The organism is Actinoplanes sp. NPDC051861 (genome assembly GCF_040681145.1).
In the GTDB taxonomy this organism is placed as follows: domain Bacteria; phylum Actinomycetota; class Actinomycetes; order Mycobacteriales; family Micromonosporaceae; genus Actinoplanes.
On record NZ_JBFAYE010000006.1, the window covers coordinates 152,569 to 167,405 of the forward strand.

Here is a 14,837-nt window from a genome sequence, read left to right on the forward strand (position 1 = left end):
TCAGGGGGAGCGGGGGTTGAGGCGTTTCGTGGGGACCGCGGAGGTGGGGTCCTCCGGCCACGGGTGGCGGGGGTAGCGCCCTCGCATCTCCGCTCGTACCTGGGGGTAGCCCTGTGCCCAGAAGGAGGTCAGGTCGCTGGTGACCGCGACCGGCCGGCCGGCGGGGGAGAGGAGATGCAGGAGTACCGGCACGCGGCCGTCGGCCAGTGTGGGTGTTCGCTGCCAGCCGAACGCCTCCTGGACCTTCACGGCCAGGACGGGTGCGGCCGGGTCGGAGTAGTCGACGCGGATGTGGGAGCCGCTGGGTACCGGGAGGCGTTCCGGGGCGACGGTGTTCAGGCGGCCGGCGATCGACCAGGGCAGTAGGCGGCGCAGGCCCGCGGTGACGTCCAGTTTGGCCAGGTCGGCGCGGCGGCGGGCGGAGCCGAGGTCGAGCCAGTCGGGCAGGGCGGCGGTCAGGGCGGTGTCGGAGACGTCGGGCCAGGGTTCGCCGAGGGCGGCGTGGGCGAAGGCGAGGCGGTTGCGGAGTTCGGTGGCCGTGCGGGACCAGGTGAGCAGGCCGAGACCCTCCTGGCGCAGGCCGGTGAGCAGCGCGTCCCGGAGCAGCGCGGGAGACGGGTCGGTCAGGCGGGTGGAGGTGAGCGTGATGGCGCCCAGGCGCTGGACGCGGCGGGCCACCACGTCGCCGTCGATCCAGCCGATCTCGGTGTCGTCGGTGAGGAACGTGGCGGCCACCTCGCGGGCCGTCGCCTCGTCGAGTGGCGCGGCGCTGCGGACCCGGGCCGAGCGGGCGCCGGGGGAGCGGTCGGCGCCGGCCACCGCGAGCCAGGCAAGTCCGGTCAGAGGGCTGCCCTCGGGGAGATCGGCCGCGGTGCCGCCGGCCATCAGGTAGGCGCGGCCGCCGGGTTCACGCAACCGCCCCACCCGCTCGGGATAGGCGAGCCCCACGACGATCCCGGCGGCCAGATCGTCAGGAAGCCGCCCCGCGCCAGAGGGAGGAGTGGTTGGAGGGCGGGGAAGGGCGGAGCGGAGGCGGCGGACCTCGGTGGACCATGCAGGGTCGTTGGCCGAGCGGGCGCGGCGCCACGTCGCGACCACGTCCTCGGCGCCGGTGCGGTCGTCCGAGAGGGTGGCGACGATCTCGGCGGCGCGGGCGGGGCCGACCAGCTCGGCGCCGTCGAGGAGAGCGCGGGCCAGGCGCGGGTGCAGGCCGGCGCCGGCCAGAGCGCGGCCACGAGCGGTCACCCGGCCGTCGGGCCCGAGGGCGCCCAGGTCGTGGAGGGTGGAGGTGGCGGCCCGCAGCGCACCGGCCGGCGGCGGGTCCGGCAGGGACAGGCCGCTGCCGTCCGGGTGGCCCCACAGTGCCAGGTCCAGGGCGAAACCGGTCAGGTCGGCGGCCGCGATCTCCGGCTCGGGCTGGGCGGGGAGCCGGTCGTGCAGCGCCCGGGGCCAGCAGCGGTAGACACGACCCGGCGCCTCCCGCCCGGCTCGCCCGGCGCGCTGGTCGGCGCTCGACCGGGACACCGGCACCGTGGCCAGGGCGCCCAGTCCGCGAGCGTGGTCCATCCGGGGCACTCGGCTGAGCCCGGCGTCGACCACCGCCCGTACCCCGGGAACCGTCAGGCTGCTCTCCGCGACCGCCGTGGCCAGCACCACCCGGCGCCGCGGCCCGGCCCGCAGCGCGGCGTCCTGCGCCGCACCGGTCTGCCGTCCGTGAAGGGTGACCACATCGATGTCGCGCAGGGAGCGGAGGTGGCCGGCGACGATGTCGATCTCGCGGGCGCCGGGCAGGAAGACCAGCACGTCGCCGTCACCCTCGGCGAGGGCGCGGCGCACGGTCGCCGCGACGTGGTCCAGCAGGCGGGGATCGACCCGGAGGCCGTGCGGCGGGGCCACCGGGCCGGGCGGCGGCGCCCAGATGACATCAACAGCATGCGTACGCGCAAACGCCGTGACCACCGCCGCCCCGCCCAGAACCTCCGCCAGCCGCTCCGAGTCCGCCGTCGCCGACGTGGCGAGCACACGCAGCTCGGGCCGCAGCGCCGCACGCACCTCCACCAGGAACGCCAGCGCCAGATCCGAGTCGAGGTGCCGCTCGTGGCACTCGTCGAGGATCACCGTCGTCGTGCCCGCGAGCTCCGGATCGTTCTGCAGGCGGCGTACGAGCAGTCCCGTCGTCACCACCTCGACCAGAGTCGACCTGGACACCTGACGGTCGCCGCGGACCGCGTACCCGACTCGGTCTCCGACCTGCTCGCCGAGCAGGCCCGCCATCCGCCTCGCCGCAGCCCGGGCTGCCACCCGCCGGGGTTCCGCCACGATCACCCGGTTGCCGGGTTCGGCGAGCGCGAGCGGCACGAGCGTCGTCTTGCCGGTGCCCGGCGGCGCGACCAGCACCGCCGCCCCCGCCGAGGCCAGGGCCGCGGTCACCGAATCGAGAACGGGACGGACCGGGAGGTCGGGCAGGTCGCCGGCGGGGAGAAGCACCGGACCAGTCTGGCTCACGAGATTTCCGGCGTGCTTCGTGGCAGGGTGCGTGTTAATTCTTCGGTCCGTCGCTGCCCGCCGCGGACTCCGCCTGCTTGACTGATCAACATCGAAAAAAGGGGGGTGACCCGAGTGAGCGCGGTGGAGATCTTCAACGCGCTGCCCGCCGAGCGGCTCGAGGAGGACCTGCTGGCCTGCCTCGCGGCGCCGGCCTGGGCCACCGGGGTGACCGCCGGGCGGCCGTATCCGGACCGGCCCGCGCTCCTCGCCGCCGCCGGTGCAGCTGCCGATGCGCTGAGCTGGGAGGACGTGCTGAGAGGCCTGTCCGCGCACCCGAGGATCGGCGAGCGCGCCGCCGGGCAGTCCAGAGAGGCGTCCTGGTCGCGGGCCGAGCAGTCGGCCGCCGCGAGCAGCTCCGACGAGCAGACCGGACGGGCCCTGGTCGAGGCGAACCGGAAGTACGAGGAGCGGTTCGGCCACGTCTTCCTGATCTTCGCGAGCGGCCGCGGTCAGGCCGAGATCCTCGCCGCCGCCCACGAGCGGCTCGGCAACGACGACGCCACCGAACGGGCCGTCGTCACCGGTGAGCTGCGCAAGATCGCGCTGCTCCGGCTGGAGCGGGTGCTCGATGCCCTCTGACGACGGTACGGCCTCCGAGTTCGCCAAGATCTCCACGCACATCCTCGACACCGTCACCGGCGACCCGGCCAAGGACGTCTACGTACGCCTGGAACGCCGCGACTCCGACGGCTGGCTGACGATCGCCGAGGGCCGCACCGACGGCGACGGCCGGCTGCGCTACCGCGTGCCGATGCGCGACTGGCAGGCCGGCGGGTACCGGCTCTTCTTCTACGTCGAGCCGTACCTCGGCGGTGACTGCTTCTTCCCGGAGATCACGGTCGCGTTCCACGTCCACGACCCGGACCGCCACTACCACGTGCCGCTGCTGCTCAGCCGGTACGGCTACACCACCTACCGAGGGAGCTGAACCGTTGGCGATCGTGCTCGGACCGAACCGTTACGGCAAGGCGGAGACCCGGCTGGTCCGGGTGTCCCGCGACGGCGACACGCACGGTCTCGTGGACTTCAACGTCAGCGTCGCGCTCGCCGGTGACCTGACCGCCACGCACCTGACCGGCGACAACTCCGGCGTCCTGCCCACCGACACGATGAAGAACACGGTGTACGCGTTCGCCAAGAAGCACGGCCCCGTCGAGCCGGAGGCGTTCGCGCTGCTCCTCGGCCGGCACTTCGTCGGCACCCAGTCGCAGGTGCGCAGCGCCACGGTGTCGATCGAGTCGTTCGCGTGGGAGCGGCTCGGCCCGCACTCGTTCCAGAAGCGGGGCGACTTCACGCGTACGGCATTGGTGACCGTGACCGAGGACGCCGCGCAGGTGGTGTCGGGTGTGACGGGGCTGGTCCTGCTCAACTCCACCGACTCGGAGTTCCACGGGTTCGTGCGCGACGAGTACACGACCCTGCCGGAGACGACTGACAGGATCCTGGCGACCGCTGTGGACGCGAGGTGGCGGCACCTGAACATCGAGAAAGACTGGCTTAAATCGTACGATAAAAGCCTTGAAGCTCTTAAAAGCGCATTTATTGGAACTTATAGCTTCTCACTCCAGCAGACGCTCTACGCCATGGGGCAGAACGTTCTCGCCGATCAGCCCGACATCGTCGAAATCAGACTGGCCCTGCCGAACAAACACCACTACCTCGTCGACCTGTCGAGCTTCGGCGAGACCAACGACAACGAGGTCTTCATCGCCGGCGACCGGCCCTACGGCCTCATCGAAGGCACCGTGACCAGGGACGACGCACCGGCGGCAATCGCGGAGTGGTGGCTGTGATCGTCATCGAGAACGTCGCGATCGCGACCGTCGACGAGGCCGGCACCGAATACCCCAACGGTCACGTGGTGATCGGCGACGACGGCCGCATCGCCGCAGTAGGTAACGGCAAATATCCGGATAAAGCGGATAAAGTCGACGGCGCTGGGTGCCTGCTGACTCCGGGGTTGATCAACACCCACCACCACCTCTACCAGTGGGCGACGAGAGGGCTCGCCCTCGACGAGACCCTCTTCGGCTGGCTGACCACGCTGTATCCGATCTGGGGAAGGCTGGACGCCGAGATCGTCGGCGCGGCGGCGGGTGCGGGCCTGGGCTGGCTGGCGCTCTCCGGCTGCACCACCTCGATGGACCACCACTACGTCTTTCCGCGTGACGGCGGCGACGTCCTGGAGGCCGAGATCCGCGCCGCCCAGAGGATCGGCCTCCGGTTCCACCCCACCCGAGGCTCCATGGACCTGAGTCGCAAGGACGGCGGACTGCCGCCCGACCACCTGGTCGAGGAGACCGACGAGGCCCTGGCCGCCACCGAGGCCGCCGTCGACCGCTGGCACGACCCGTCGCCGGACGCGATGCTCCAGATCGCCGTCGCGCCCTGCTCGCCGTTCTCGGTCACCACCCGCCTGATGGAGGAGGCCGCGGTCCTGGCCCGGCGCAAGGGCGTCCGCCTGCACACCCACCTCGCCGAGACCGACGACGAGGAGGAGTTCTGCCTCAAGCAGTTCGGCTGCACCCCGGTCGAGTACGCGGACCGCGTCGGCTGGCTCGGCGACGACGTCTGGCTCGCGCACGGCGTCCACCTCGACGACGCCGCGATCGCCCGCCTCGGCGCCACCGGTACGGGCGTGGCCCACTGCCCCAGCTCGAACGCCCGCCTCGGCACCGGCGCCGCCCGGGTCCGCGAGTTGCTCGACCATCGCGTACCCGTCGGCCTCGGTGTCGACGGCGCCGCCTCCCAGGAGGTCTCGCACCTCGGCGCGGAGCTCCGGCAGGCCCTCTACACCGCACGGCAGCGCGGCGGCCCGAAGGCGATGAACGCCCGCGAGGCGCTGCGCCTGGGCACGATCGGCGGCGCCCGTCTGCTGGGCCGGCAGGACCATCTCGGCTCGATCGAGGTGGGCAAGCTCGCCGACCTGGTGCTGTGGCGCCTCGACGGTCTCGGCCACGAGGGCATCGACGACAGGGTCGCCGCCCTGGTGTTCGGCCCGCCGGCCCGCGTCGAACTGGCCCTGGTCGGCGGCAGGCCGGTCGTCGAGCGGGGCGAGCTGGTCAACGCCGACGAGGAGACGCTGACCAGCGAGGCGCGGCGAGCGCACCGCCGCCTCCTGAAGACGGCATAGAGGGGGTCATGAATAATGCACGACTACGGTACGGGGGAGTAACCACACCGAGAGGAACCGTCAACGATGACCGAGATCCTGTCCGACGAGGCCGTGGCGTTCGTCGCCGACCTGAACCGGCGATTCCGGCCGCGGCGTAACGAGCTTCTCGCCGCCCGTGCCGCCCGCCGCGCCGAGATCGCCTCCGGCGCCACGCTCGGCTTCCTCGCGGAGACGGCGGACATCCGCGCGGCCGAGTGGTCGGCCCCGCCCGCCCCCGCGGACCTGCGCGATCGCCGGGTGGAGATCACCGGGCCGACCGAGCGGAAGATGACGATCAACGCGCTCAACTCCGGCGCCAAGGTGTGGTTGGCCGATCTGGAGGACGCGAACACCCCGCACTGGGAGAACGTCGTCGACGGCCAGCGCAACCTGCACGACGCGATCCGCCGCACGATCTCTCTGGAGACCCCCACCAAGAGGTACGAGCTCAGCGGCGGCCCGTACCCGACGATCGTGATGCGCCCGCGCGGCTGGCACCTGGACGAGCGGCATCTGCCGGTGGACGGCGAACCGGCCGTCGGCGCCCTGGTCGACTTCGGGCTCTACTTCTTCCACAACGCGCGCGAGCTGCTCGAACGTGGCAGCGGCCCGTACTTCTACCTGCCCAAGATGGAGTCGCACAAAGAGGCGGCGCTCTGGAACGACGTCTTCACGTACGCGCAGGAGACGCTCAGGATCCCGGTCGGCACGATCCGCGCCACCGTGCTCATCGAGACGATCCCGGCCGCGTTCGAGATGGAGGAGATCCTCCACGCGCTCCGGCCGCACATCTCCGGGTTGAACGCCGGCCGCTGGGACTACCTGTTCAGCATCATCAAGTACTTCCGCGACAACCCGAACATGATCCTGCCGGACCGGGCGTCGGTCACGATGACGGCGCCGTTCATGCGCGCGTACACCGAACTGCTCGTCTCCACCTGCCACCGCCGCGGCGCCTTCGCGATGGGCGGCATGGCCGCGTTCATCCCCAGCCGCCGCGACCCGCAGGTCAACGAGGTGGCCCTGGCCAAGGTCCGCGAGGACAAGGAGCGCGAGGCCGGCGACGGCTTCGACGGTTCCTGGGTGGCGCACCCGGACCTGGTCCCGGTCTGCCAGGAGATCTTCGACCGGGTGCTCGGCGACCGGCCGAACCAGCTGGACCGGCAGCGCCCGGACGTCGCGGTCGAGGCACACGACCTGCTGAACGTGTCGAGCCTGGCCGCCAACGTCACCGAGCCCGGCCTGCGCAACAACGTCGACGTGGCGCTGCGCTACCTGGAGGCCTGGCTGCGCGGCAACGGCGCGGTGGCCATCCACAACCTGATGGAGGACGCGGCGACCGCCGAGATCTCCCGCTCGCAGATCTGGCAGTGGATCCACAACAGCGTGAAGCTGCCCGACGGCACCCCGATCACGGCCGAACTCGTCGGCCGCATCGAGGACGAGGAGCTCGCGCGGATCCGCGAGTCGCTCGGTGACGAAGCGTGGACCTCCGGCCGGTTCGACGACGCCCGCAAGCTGTTCGAGCGGGTCGCCCTGGCCGACGACTTCGCGGACTTCCTGACCAGCGCCGCCTACGACTCGATCGACTGAGGAGCCCCATGCGCCTGTCCGATCACGACCATGCCGAGATCGACGGGCTTCTCGCCGCCCACGACGCGTTCCTCCGGTCCCGCTATCCGGGGGAGCGCGCCGGGCGGCAACCTGTGCACACCGTCTACATCCCCGCCGACCGCCTCGACGGCTTCCGCGACTGGGGCGAGATCGCGCTGCGGACCATGGATGAGCATGACTTTCCCTGGCCCGACCCGGCTGTCCGGGCCAAACTCGCCACCGAGCCGATCGAGGACCTGCGGGTCGACTTCGAGGACGGTTACGGCGTGCGCGACGACGAGCAGGAGGACGCGGCGGTCCGCAAGGCCGCCGCGATCCTGGCCGACGGCCCTCGCCCACCGTTCGTCGGTGTCCGGATCAAATCACTCGAAGCGGCCACCCGGCGCCGTTCACTGCGCACACTCGACCTCTTCCTCGAGCTCTTTCAAGATCGTTTCACGATCACGTTGCCCAAGGTCAGCGGTCCCGATCAGGTCACGACGATGGTCACCCTCTGTGAAAAGCTGGAGCGAGCGTACGCGCTGAGCACCGGCTCGATGACCTTCGAGATCCAGGTCGAGCTGCCCTCGGCAGTACTCGCCGCCGACGGCACGGCGACCGTCGCCCGCCTCATCACGGCGGCCGGCGGGCGGTGCACGGGCCTGCACTACGGCACCTATGACTACAGTGCCGCCGCCGGTGTGGCCGCCGCGTGCCAGTCGATGGAGCACCCGGCAGCCGACTACGCCAAGGCCGTCATGCAGGCCGCGGCCGCGCAGACCGGCGTGCGCCTCTCCGACGGCTCCACCAACGTCCTGCCGGTCGGCGACCCGGCACACGTCCGCGCCGCCTGGGACCTGCACCACCGGTTGGTCCGGCGCTCGCTGGAACGAGGGTTCTACCAGGGCTGGGATCTGCACCCGGCGCAGCTGCCCACGCGCTACGCCGCCACCTACGCGTTCTTCCGCGACGGCCGGGACGCCGCGGCTGACCGCCTGCGCCGCTACCTCGACCGCCAGGACAGCGGCATCGCCGACGAGCCGGCCACGGCCCGGGCCCTGGCGGGTTATCTGTTGCGCGGCCTGGACTGCGGCGCCCTGACCGACGCCGGCTTCCCCCGCGAGCAACTGACAACCCTGACGCGATAACCCCACCGCCAACCCCGCGTGTGGAGTTCGGCCCTCCCACGAACCGCAACTCCCCACGAAGTGGTGTTGAGCCCGTTGTGTGTGGAGTTCGGCCGTCCCGCGAACCGCAACTCCACACGGGGCGGTGTTGAGCCCGTTGTGTGTGGAGTTTGGCCGTCCCACGAACCGCAACTCCCCACGAAGTGGTGTTGAGGCGGTTGCGTGTGGAGTTTGGTCGTTCTGCGAACCGCAACTCCCCACGGAGTGGTGTTGAGCCCGTTGTGTGTGGAGTTTGGCTGTTCTGTGAACCGCTACTCCACACGAAGGGGTGTTGAGGCGGTTGGGTGTGGAGTTTGGCCGTTCTGTGAACCGCAACTCCACACGGGACGAAGTGGTGTTGAGTGGTTGCCGTCCGGTTGAAGTGGACAGACCGTTATCTTGCCGGTGCTCTCTGGCAATCAGGTGCCGGACAGGAGTCGATCTCGAACTGTTGGGCGCCCGCGCGAGTACTACCCCCGGGGACCTGACGGAAGGCGTGTGGTGCGGTACATCGGAAATGAGCACACCTGGCAGCGGCCAACCTGGCACTGCCGAGCCTGCGGGCACGCGTGGCCGTGCGCGCCGGCGCGGGCGGACCTGGCGGCCGACGGCGCCGACCGGGTGTCGCTGGCCATGTACATGTGGGGCAACCTGGACCGGGCCGTGGTGGACCTGCCGCGGCGGACTCCGGCCGAGCTGTTCGAACGGTTCGTGGGGTGGACCCAGAATCAGGAGACGGGTGCGACCTGTTCGCGTACCCAGGCCGGATCGGGATTGACGTAACCCTGGCCGCCGAGGACCACGGTGGGCACCGTTTCGTCACCGCCGGTAATGGCGCGGACGGCCGCGGCGCCCTCCGGGTCGTCCCAGATGTCCACCCAGTGCAGGCGGCCCGCCTCCGGGCCGAGGCGGGCGCGCAGGCGGATGCAGAACGGGCAGCCGGGCCGCCAGTAGACCACCGGGCGACCGTCCGACTGGGCCTCGGCGGCGGTCTCCGAACGGGGGAAGAGCTGCGGTGACACGACGAACGCGAGGCCCAGGAAGATCAGCATGAGCAGGGCGGCGGCTCCGGGGGAGTCGTCGCCGATCTTGACCGCTGCGATCAGTGCCCCGCAGAGCACCGTCAGCAACGCCAGCCTCCACCGTCGCACCATGGAGCGGTACGGTACTCCGCTACCCCGGGTAGCGATATCCCCGCCCGGGCGGATGGGCGCCCATTGAAACAAACCCTGTGAAACAAACCGTCGATAGGGTCGCCCCATGGTTGATCTGGTGGTGCGGTCGCGGCGGACAGTGACTCTCGACGGCGAGCGGGCGGCGGCGGTCGCCGTCGAGGACGGGCGGATCGTGGCGCTCCACGAGTACACCCAACCGGTCGGTGCCGCCGAGGACGTCGATCTCGGTGACACCGCGTTGCTGCCCGGCCTGGTCGACACCCACGTGCACGTCAACGAGCCGGGGCGGACCGAGTGGGAGGGCTTCGCCTCCGCGACCCGTGCGGCGGCCGCCGGCGGGGTGACCACGATCGTCGACATGCCGCTGAACAGCCTGCCGCCGACGGTGAACGCGGCGGCGCTCAAGACCAAGCAGGCCGCCGCGAGCGGGCAGTGCCACGTGGACGTCGGGTTCTGGGGCGGCGCGATCCCCGGTAACGCCGACGACCTGCCCGAGCTGCACGCCGCCGGGGTGTTCGGCTTCAAGGCGTTCCTCGCCGACTCCGGCGTGCCCGAGTTCCCGCCGGTCGACCCGACCCAGCTGGCGCAGGCCATGAACGCGGCCGACGCGCTGTTCGTGGTGCACGCCGAGGATCCGTACCACCTGCACGCCGCGGAGAGCTCCGCGGCGTACGCCGACTTCCTCGCCTCCCGCCCGGCCGACGCCGAGCACGCCGCGGTGGCCACCGCGATCGCCGTCGCCCGCGCCGCCGGCCGTCGCGTGCACATCCTGCATCTCTCCGCGGCCTCCGCGCTGCCGCTGATCGCGCAGGCCCGCGCCGACGGCGTACGCGTGACCGCCGAGACCTGCCCGCACTACCTGACCCTGGACGCCGCCGAGATCCCGGACGGCGCCACCGAGTTCAAGTGCTGCCCGCCGATCCGGGACAGCGCGAACGCCGACCTGCTCTGGTCCGCCCTCGCCGACGGCCTGATCACCTGCGTGGTGAGCGACCACTCGCCGTGCACCCCGGAGCTGAAGCGGCGCGACACCGGTGACTTCGCGGCGGCCTGGGGCGGTATCGCCTCGGTGCAGCTGGGCCTGCCGGTGATCTGGACCGCTGCCCGGGAACGGGGACACAGCCTCGCCGACGTGGTGGACTGGATGGCGCGCCGGCCCGCCGATCTGGTGGGGCTGCGCGGAAAGGGGCGGATCGCGGTGGGCGCCGACGCGGATCTGGTGGCCTTCGAGCCCGGTCAGGAGTTCACCGTCGATCCGCACGCGCTGCACCACAAGAACGCGGTCACGCCGTACGCCGGAAAGGTCTTGAAGGGTGTGGTCCGCACGACCTGGCTGCGCGGCAGGCGGGTGACCGGTGACCAGCCGGGCGGGACGTTCCTGAGCCGAGGGGAGAACTGATGGGTGACTTCACGGCGCTGCCGGATCTCGCGTCACGGGCGTTCGGCGGAGGCGTCGTGTCCGCGAACGACGAGTTCTTCGCCGCCGCCGACCACCTCGTCCTGCCGCACCCGCCGGGCCATGCACCGAAGACGTTCGACCACAAGGGACAGGTCTACGACGGCTGGGAGACACGGCGGCGTCGCGAGCCCGGCCACGACTTCGCGATCGTCCGGCTCGGCGCACCCGGTGTGATCCACGGCGTGGACGTCGACACCGCGTTCTTCACCGGCAACTATCCGCCGCACGCGTCGGTCGAGGCCGTCGAGGTACCCGGTTATCCCGGCCCGGCCGAACTCGCGGCAGCGGAGTGGGTGGAGATTGTGCCGCGCTCGTCGCTGAAGGGCGACAGCGGCAACCTCTTCGCGGTGTCCGACCGCCGCCGCTGGACCCACGTCCGTTTGCGGATCTTCCCGGACGGCGGTGTGGCCAGGCTGCGGGTGCACGGCGAGCCGATGCCCGACCCCGAACTACTGCCGAAGGTCTTCGACGTGGCCGCCGCGGAGTACGGCGCGACCGTCACCGACTGCAGCAACATGTTCTACGGCCACCCGCAGCGGATGCTGATGCCCGGGCTCGCGCAGAACATGGGCGACGGGTGGGAGACCTCGCGCCGCCGCGACGACGGCAACGACTGGGTGGTGGTGCGCCTGGCCGCTCCGGCCCGAATCCGCTTCGCCGACCTGGACACCAGCCACTTCAAGGGCAACGCGCCGGGCGCCGCCACGCTGACCGGCATGGACGAGCGCCGCGACGCCGGGAACTGGTTCGAGCTGCTGCCACGGGTCGCGCTGCGCCCGGACACGCCGCACCGGTTCCGGGTGACGAAGGCGCCCGAGGTGACCCACGTGCGGCTGGACATCTTCCCGGACGGCGGCATGGCCCGGCTGCGCCTGCTCGGGCGCGCTGACCGCTCTGGGATGCGGCGGTGACCCGTACCGTCTCCCTGGTTCTGGTGGACCCGGCGGGCACCCTGCTCGGGGCGCTGCCGCCGTTCCCCGTCTCGACACCCTGGTGGCAGGAGGTCGCGGAGATCGTCGCGGCCACCGGCGTCACCGTGCTGCGCCTGCTGCACGCCGACCGGCCGCACCCGCACGGCGGCCACATCACCTACCTCGCCGAGACGGACACCCGCCCGGAGGGCCTGATCCCGGCCGGAGCCGACCTGGCACCGCACCCGCACCGCGCCCCGTACGCCGAGGTGGGCGGCCCGGCCGCGTCGCTGGCGTGGGCGGCGGGGGCCCTGGACCGGATCGGCGTCACCGGCACCACCGCGCATCAGCAGCGCACCTGGAACCTGTCCGCGATCTGGCGCCTCGACGCGCCGGACGGCACCCCGGCCGCGTGGCTCAAGCAGGTCCCCTCCTTCTTCCGGCACGAGCCCGCCGTGCTGCGTCTCGTCGACAACGTCGCGCCCGGCCTGGTGCCGTACGTGCTGGCCGCCGGTGACGCCGGCCGGATGCTGCTCGCTCACGTGCCGGGAGACGACCTCTACGGCGCGGGTCCGGAGATCTGCGACGAGATCGCCGCGGCCTTCCACCCGGTGCAGGAACACTTTGCCGGCCGTGTTGATGAGCTTCTCGCGGCCGGGGTGCCGGACCGGCGACTCTCGGTTGACCGGCTCATCGACGTGGCCAAGCCGTTTATAAGCGATATGTCGGGTTTGTCAAACCTGATCTACGGACTGCCGGACCGGCTCGCCGACGTGGCCGCGTGCGGTCTCCCCGACACGCTTGTGCACGGTGACTTCCACAGTGGCAACGCGCGCACCGGCCCGGTCATCGTCGACTGGGGAGACTCGTGCGTCGGCAATCCCGCCCTCGACGTGCTGCGGCTCAGCGACGACCCCGCGGTGCTGCGTGACTGGGCCGCACGCTGGCCCGGCACCGACGCGCTGCGTGCGGTTGACCTGCTGCGGCCGGTCGCCGCGCTGGAACAGGCCGCCGCGTACGCCGGATTCCTCTCCCGGATCGAACCCTCCGAATGGCCCTACCACGCCGGCGACGTGCCCGAGCGCCTCGCCGCCGCGGTCGAGACCGCTGGTCCCTGACCCGGATAATTCGTACGGTGGCAGGCATGGAGGACGCCCGCCGGCACTACCTCGACCAGATCCGGTACGACGGCGTCGCGCTGTCACCAGCGCTGGCCGCCGCGTTCGCCGCCGTGCCCCGCGAGGTCTTCGTCCCGGACGGCTTCCACCGGCGTGACGGCCGGCTGGTGCTGCCCGCCGACCCCGAGTTCCTGCCCACCGTCTACAGCAACGACGTGCTGGTCACCAAGATGAACGGCGACGTGCCGATCAGCTCGTCCAGTCAGCCCTCGCTGATGGCCGTCATGATCGAGGCGCTCGACGTGCGTCCCGGCCACCGGGTTCTCGAGATCGGCGCCGGGACGGGTTACAACGCGGCGCTGATGGCCACCCTCGGCGCGGAGGTGACCACGGTGGACGTTCAGGAGGACGTCGCGGACCGGGCGCGCGCGGCGCTGGCCCGGGCAGGCATCGATGGGGTACGCGTAGAGCACGCCGACGGATACACCGGAGGCGTCGACGGGCGCTACGACCGGATCATCGTGACCGTCGGCGTGGCCGGCGTCTCCCCGCACTGGCTCGACCGGCTCGAACCGGGCGGGCTGATCGTCGCGCCGGTCGAACATGCCGGCACCCACCCGGTCCTGGTCGTCCGGCCCGATCCCGTCACCGCCTCGGTCGTCTGCCCGGCCGGGTTCATGACCGCCGCCGGGCCGCTCGCCTCCCGGCACCAGCACAGCCACCCACCGCCCGCGCCCGCGCTCGGCGGACTGGCCGAGACCGCGCCGGCCCGGTGGGGCACCGCCCTGGAGGCGTACGCGTACCGCGACCTCTGGTACGCGGCCGGCGCCTGGCACAACCGCGCCACCCACGCCTCGATACCCGGGCGTGAGCAGAGCTTCCTGGCGCTGCTCGACGACAGCGGCGCCGCCGGCGCGGTGGTGCTGCCCGACGGCGCGATCCTCGCCTCGGGCGGGTCCGCCGAGCGGTACACGGCGGTGGCGACCGCGCTGGTCGACCGCTGGTGGTCCCTGGGCCGCCCACCGATCCGGGCGTGGCGAGTCGGACTGGCACTCGACGGTCCGATCCTGGCGCCCCGCACCTGGGCCCTGACTAAACTCCGGTGATGGACATCTCGGTGAGGCCGGCCAACGCGGCGTCCTGGGACGATCTGCGGGCGATCTTCGGGACCAGGGGTGAGCCGGCCCGCTGCCAGTGCCAGTGGTTCAAGATCACGGCAGCGGAGTGGCGGACCGTTCCGGTCGAGGAGCGTGCCCGGCGGCTGCACGAGCAGACCGGCTGTGACGATCCGGCGGCGCCGTCCACGAGTGGGCTGGTGGCGTACGTGGGGGACGACCCGGCCGGCTGGTGCGCGGTGGAGTCACGGACCGTCTACCCGCGACTCGGAACAGCGCGGGTTCCGTGGGCGGGGCGTGACGAACGTCGTACCGATGCCGGGGTCTGGGCCGTGACCTGCTTCGTCACCCGGACCGGCTATCGGCGCCGCGGCGTCAGCCGGGCGCTCGCCACCGCCGCGATCTCCTTCGCGCATGCCCGCGGCGCCCGCGCCCTGGAGGGATATCCGATCGTCACGAGGTCCGGCCAGGAGTACTCGTGGGGTGAGCTCTACGTCGGCAGCCACAAGATCTTCCTGGAGGCGGGGTTCACCGAGGTGAGCCGGCCGACGCCGCGGCGCGCGGTGATGCGCGTCGATTTCTGAGGGTTCGTGGGGAGG

13 protein-coding genes and 1 pseudogene are annotated in these 14,837 nt (G+C 71.7%); 12 read left to right on the forward strand and 2 right to left on the reverse strand.

Going from position 1 to position 14,837, the window contains the following annotated elements; genetic code table 11:
• The gene (gene hrpB / locus AB0M02_RS19380) at positions 1-2,487 is read right to left on the reverse strand and encodes an ATP-dependent helicase HrpB (RefSeq protein ID WP_364228517.1); all 2,487 of its coding nucleotides are present in this window, start codon (positions 2,485-2,487) and stop codon (positions 1-3) included.
• Between the two features lie 132 nt (positions 2,488-2,619).
• Between hrpB and uraD the strand changes: the two genes are divergently transcribed.
• The 7 genes and pseudogenes from uraD to AB0M02_RS19415 all read left to right on the forward strand — a co-directional run bounded on the left by uraD (position 2,620) and on the right by AB0M02_RS19415 (position 9,243).
• A complete protein-coding gene (gene uraD, locus AB0M02_RS19385) occupies positions 2,620-3,126 on the forward strand; it encodes a 2-oxo-4-hydroxy-4-carboxy-5-ureidoimidazoline decarboxylase (RefSeq protein ID WP_364228518.1) in 507 nt (168 codons plus the stop codon).
• Entirely contained in the window at positions 3,116-3,475 is a 360-nt protein-coding gene (uraH, locus tag AB0M02_RS19390; RefSeq protein WP_364228520.1) for a hydroxyisourate hydrolase, read from the forward strand. Before uraD ends, uraH begins: the two co-directional genes overlap by 11 nt.
• 13 nt (positions 3,476-3,488) lie before the next feature.
• Positions 3,489-4,340, forward strand: a complete 852-nt coding sequence (pucL, locus tag AB0M02_RS19395) for a factor-independent urate hydroxylase (protein WP_364228953.1) — start codon at positions 3,489-3,491, stop codon at positions 4,338-4,340.
• Positions 4,337-5,680, forward strand: coding sequence for an 8-oxoguanine deaminase (locus AB0M02_RS19400; protein WP_364228521.1), 1,344 nt, complete (start codon positions 4,337-4,339; stop codon positions 5,678-5,680). Before pucL ends, AB0M02_RS19400 begins: the two co-directional genes overlap by 4 nt.
• Positions 5,681-5,743: 63 nt before the next feature.
• A pseudogene (gene aceB, locus AB0M02_RS19405) lies at positions 5,744-7,294 on the forward strand (malate synthase A); the annotation flags it as partial.
• A gap of 8 nt (positions 7,295-7,302) precedes the next feature.
• Positions 7,303-8,442 carry an aldolase/citrate lyase family protein gene (locus AB0M02_RS19410; protein ID WP_364228523.1) on the forward strand — a complete coding sequence of 380 codons (1,140 nt, stop codon included), beginning with the start codon at positions 7,303-7,305 and terminating at the stop codon, positions 8,440-8,442.
• A 519-nt stretch (positions 8,443-8,961) separates the two neighbouring features.
• Positions 8,962-9,243 (forward strand): hypothetical protein, encoded by a 282-nt coding sequence (locus AB0M02_RS19415; RefSeq protein ID WP_364228525.1) that lies wholly within the window; start codon positions 8,962-8,964, stop codon positions 9,241-9,243.
• Here AB0M02_RS19415 and AB0M02_RS19420 read toward each other — a convergent pair.
• Positions 9,189-9,614 (reverse strand): glutaredoxin domain-containing protein, encoded by a 426-nt coding sequence (locus tag AB0M02_RS19420; RefSeq protein WP_364228527.1) that lies wholly within the window; start codon positions 9,612-9,614, stop codon positions 9,189-9,191. The two genes, AB0M02_RS19415 and AB0M02_RS19420, sit on opposite strands and share 55 nt — an antisense overlap.
• A 106-nt stretch (positions 9,615-9,720) precedes the next feature.
• Here AB0M02_RS19420 and allB point away from each other — a divergent pair, with 106 nt between their 5' ends.
• From allB to AB0M02_RS19445, 5 genes are read left to right on the forward strand one after another with little or no spacing between them, the layout of a single operon-like run.
• On the forward strand, positions 9,721-11,034 hold the full coding sequence (gene allB, locus AB0M02_RS19425; protein ID WP_364228529.1) for an allantoinase AllB: 1,314 nt from the start codon (positions 9,721-9,723) through the stop codon (positions 11,032-11,034).
• Positions 11,034-12,005: an allantoicase gene (gene alc, locus AB0M02_RS19430; RefSeq protein WP_364228530.1), complete on the forward strand. Its 972-nt coding sequence runs from the start codon at positions 11,034-11,036 to the stop codon at positions 12,003-12,005. Before allB ends, alc begins: the two co-directional genes overlap by 1 nt.
• The gene (locus AB0M02_RS19435; RefSeq protein WP_364228532.1) at positions 12,002-13,123 is read left to right on the forward strand and encodes a phosphotransferase; all 1,122 of its coding nucleotides are present in this window, start codon (positions 12,002-12,004) and stop codon (positions 13,121-13,123) included. The genes alc and AB0M02_RS19435 overlap by 4 nt, the downstream gene beginning before the upstream one ends.
• Positions 13,124-13,149: 26 nt before the next feature.
• Complete coding sequence (locus AB0M02_RS19440) at positions 13,150-14,229, forward strand: methyltransferase domain-containing protein (RefSeq protein ID WP_364228533.1); 1,080 nt, start codon at positions 13,150-13,152, stop codon at positions 14,227-14,229.
• Positions 14,229-14,822, forward strand: coding sequence for a GNAT family N-acetyltransferase (locus AB0M02_RS19445; RefSeq protein WP_364228535.1), 594 nt, complete (start codon positions 14,229-14,231; stop codon positions 14,820-14,822). Before AB0M02_RS19440 ends, AB0M02_RS19445 begins: the two co-directional genes overlap by 1 nt.
• The last annotated feature ends 15 nt before the right edge of the window (positions 14,823-14,837 follow it).

Excerpts from the sequence above, each read along its gene's own strand:
- AB0M02_RS19410 (WP_364228523.1), top strand. The coding sequence starts at position 7,303 with ATGCGCCTGTCCGATCACGACCATGCCGAGATCGACGGGCTTCTCGCC.
- uraH (WP_364228520.1), top strand. The coding sequence starts at position 3,116 with ATGCCCTCTGACGACGGTACGGCCTCCGAGTTCGCCAAGATCTCCACG.
- AB0M02_RS19440 (WP_364228533.1), top strand. The coding sequence starts at position 13,150 with ATGGAGGACGCCCGCCGGCACTACCTCGACCAGATCCGGTACGACGGC.
- alc (WP_364228530.1), top strand. The coding sequence starts at position 11,034 with ATGGGTGACTTCACGGCGCTGCCGGATCTCGCGTCACGGGCGTTCGGC.
- allB (WP_364228529.1), top strand. The coding sequence starts at position 9,721 with ATGGTTGATCTGGTGGTGCGGTCGCGGCGGACAGTGACTCTCGACGGC.
- AB0M02_RS19420 (WP_364228527.1), bottom strand. The coding sequence starts at position 9,614 with ATGGTGCGACGGTGGAGGCTGGCGTTGCTGACGGTGCTCTGCGGGGCA.
- AB0M02_RS19445 (WP_364228535.1), top strand. The coding sequence starts at position 14,229 with ATGGACATCTCGGTGAGGCCGGCCAACGCGGCGTCCTGGGACGATCTG.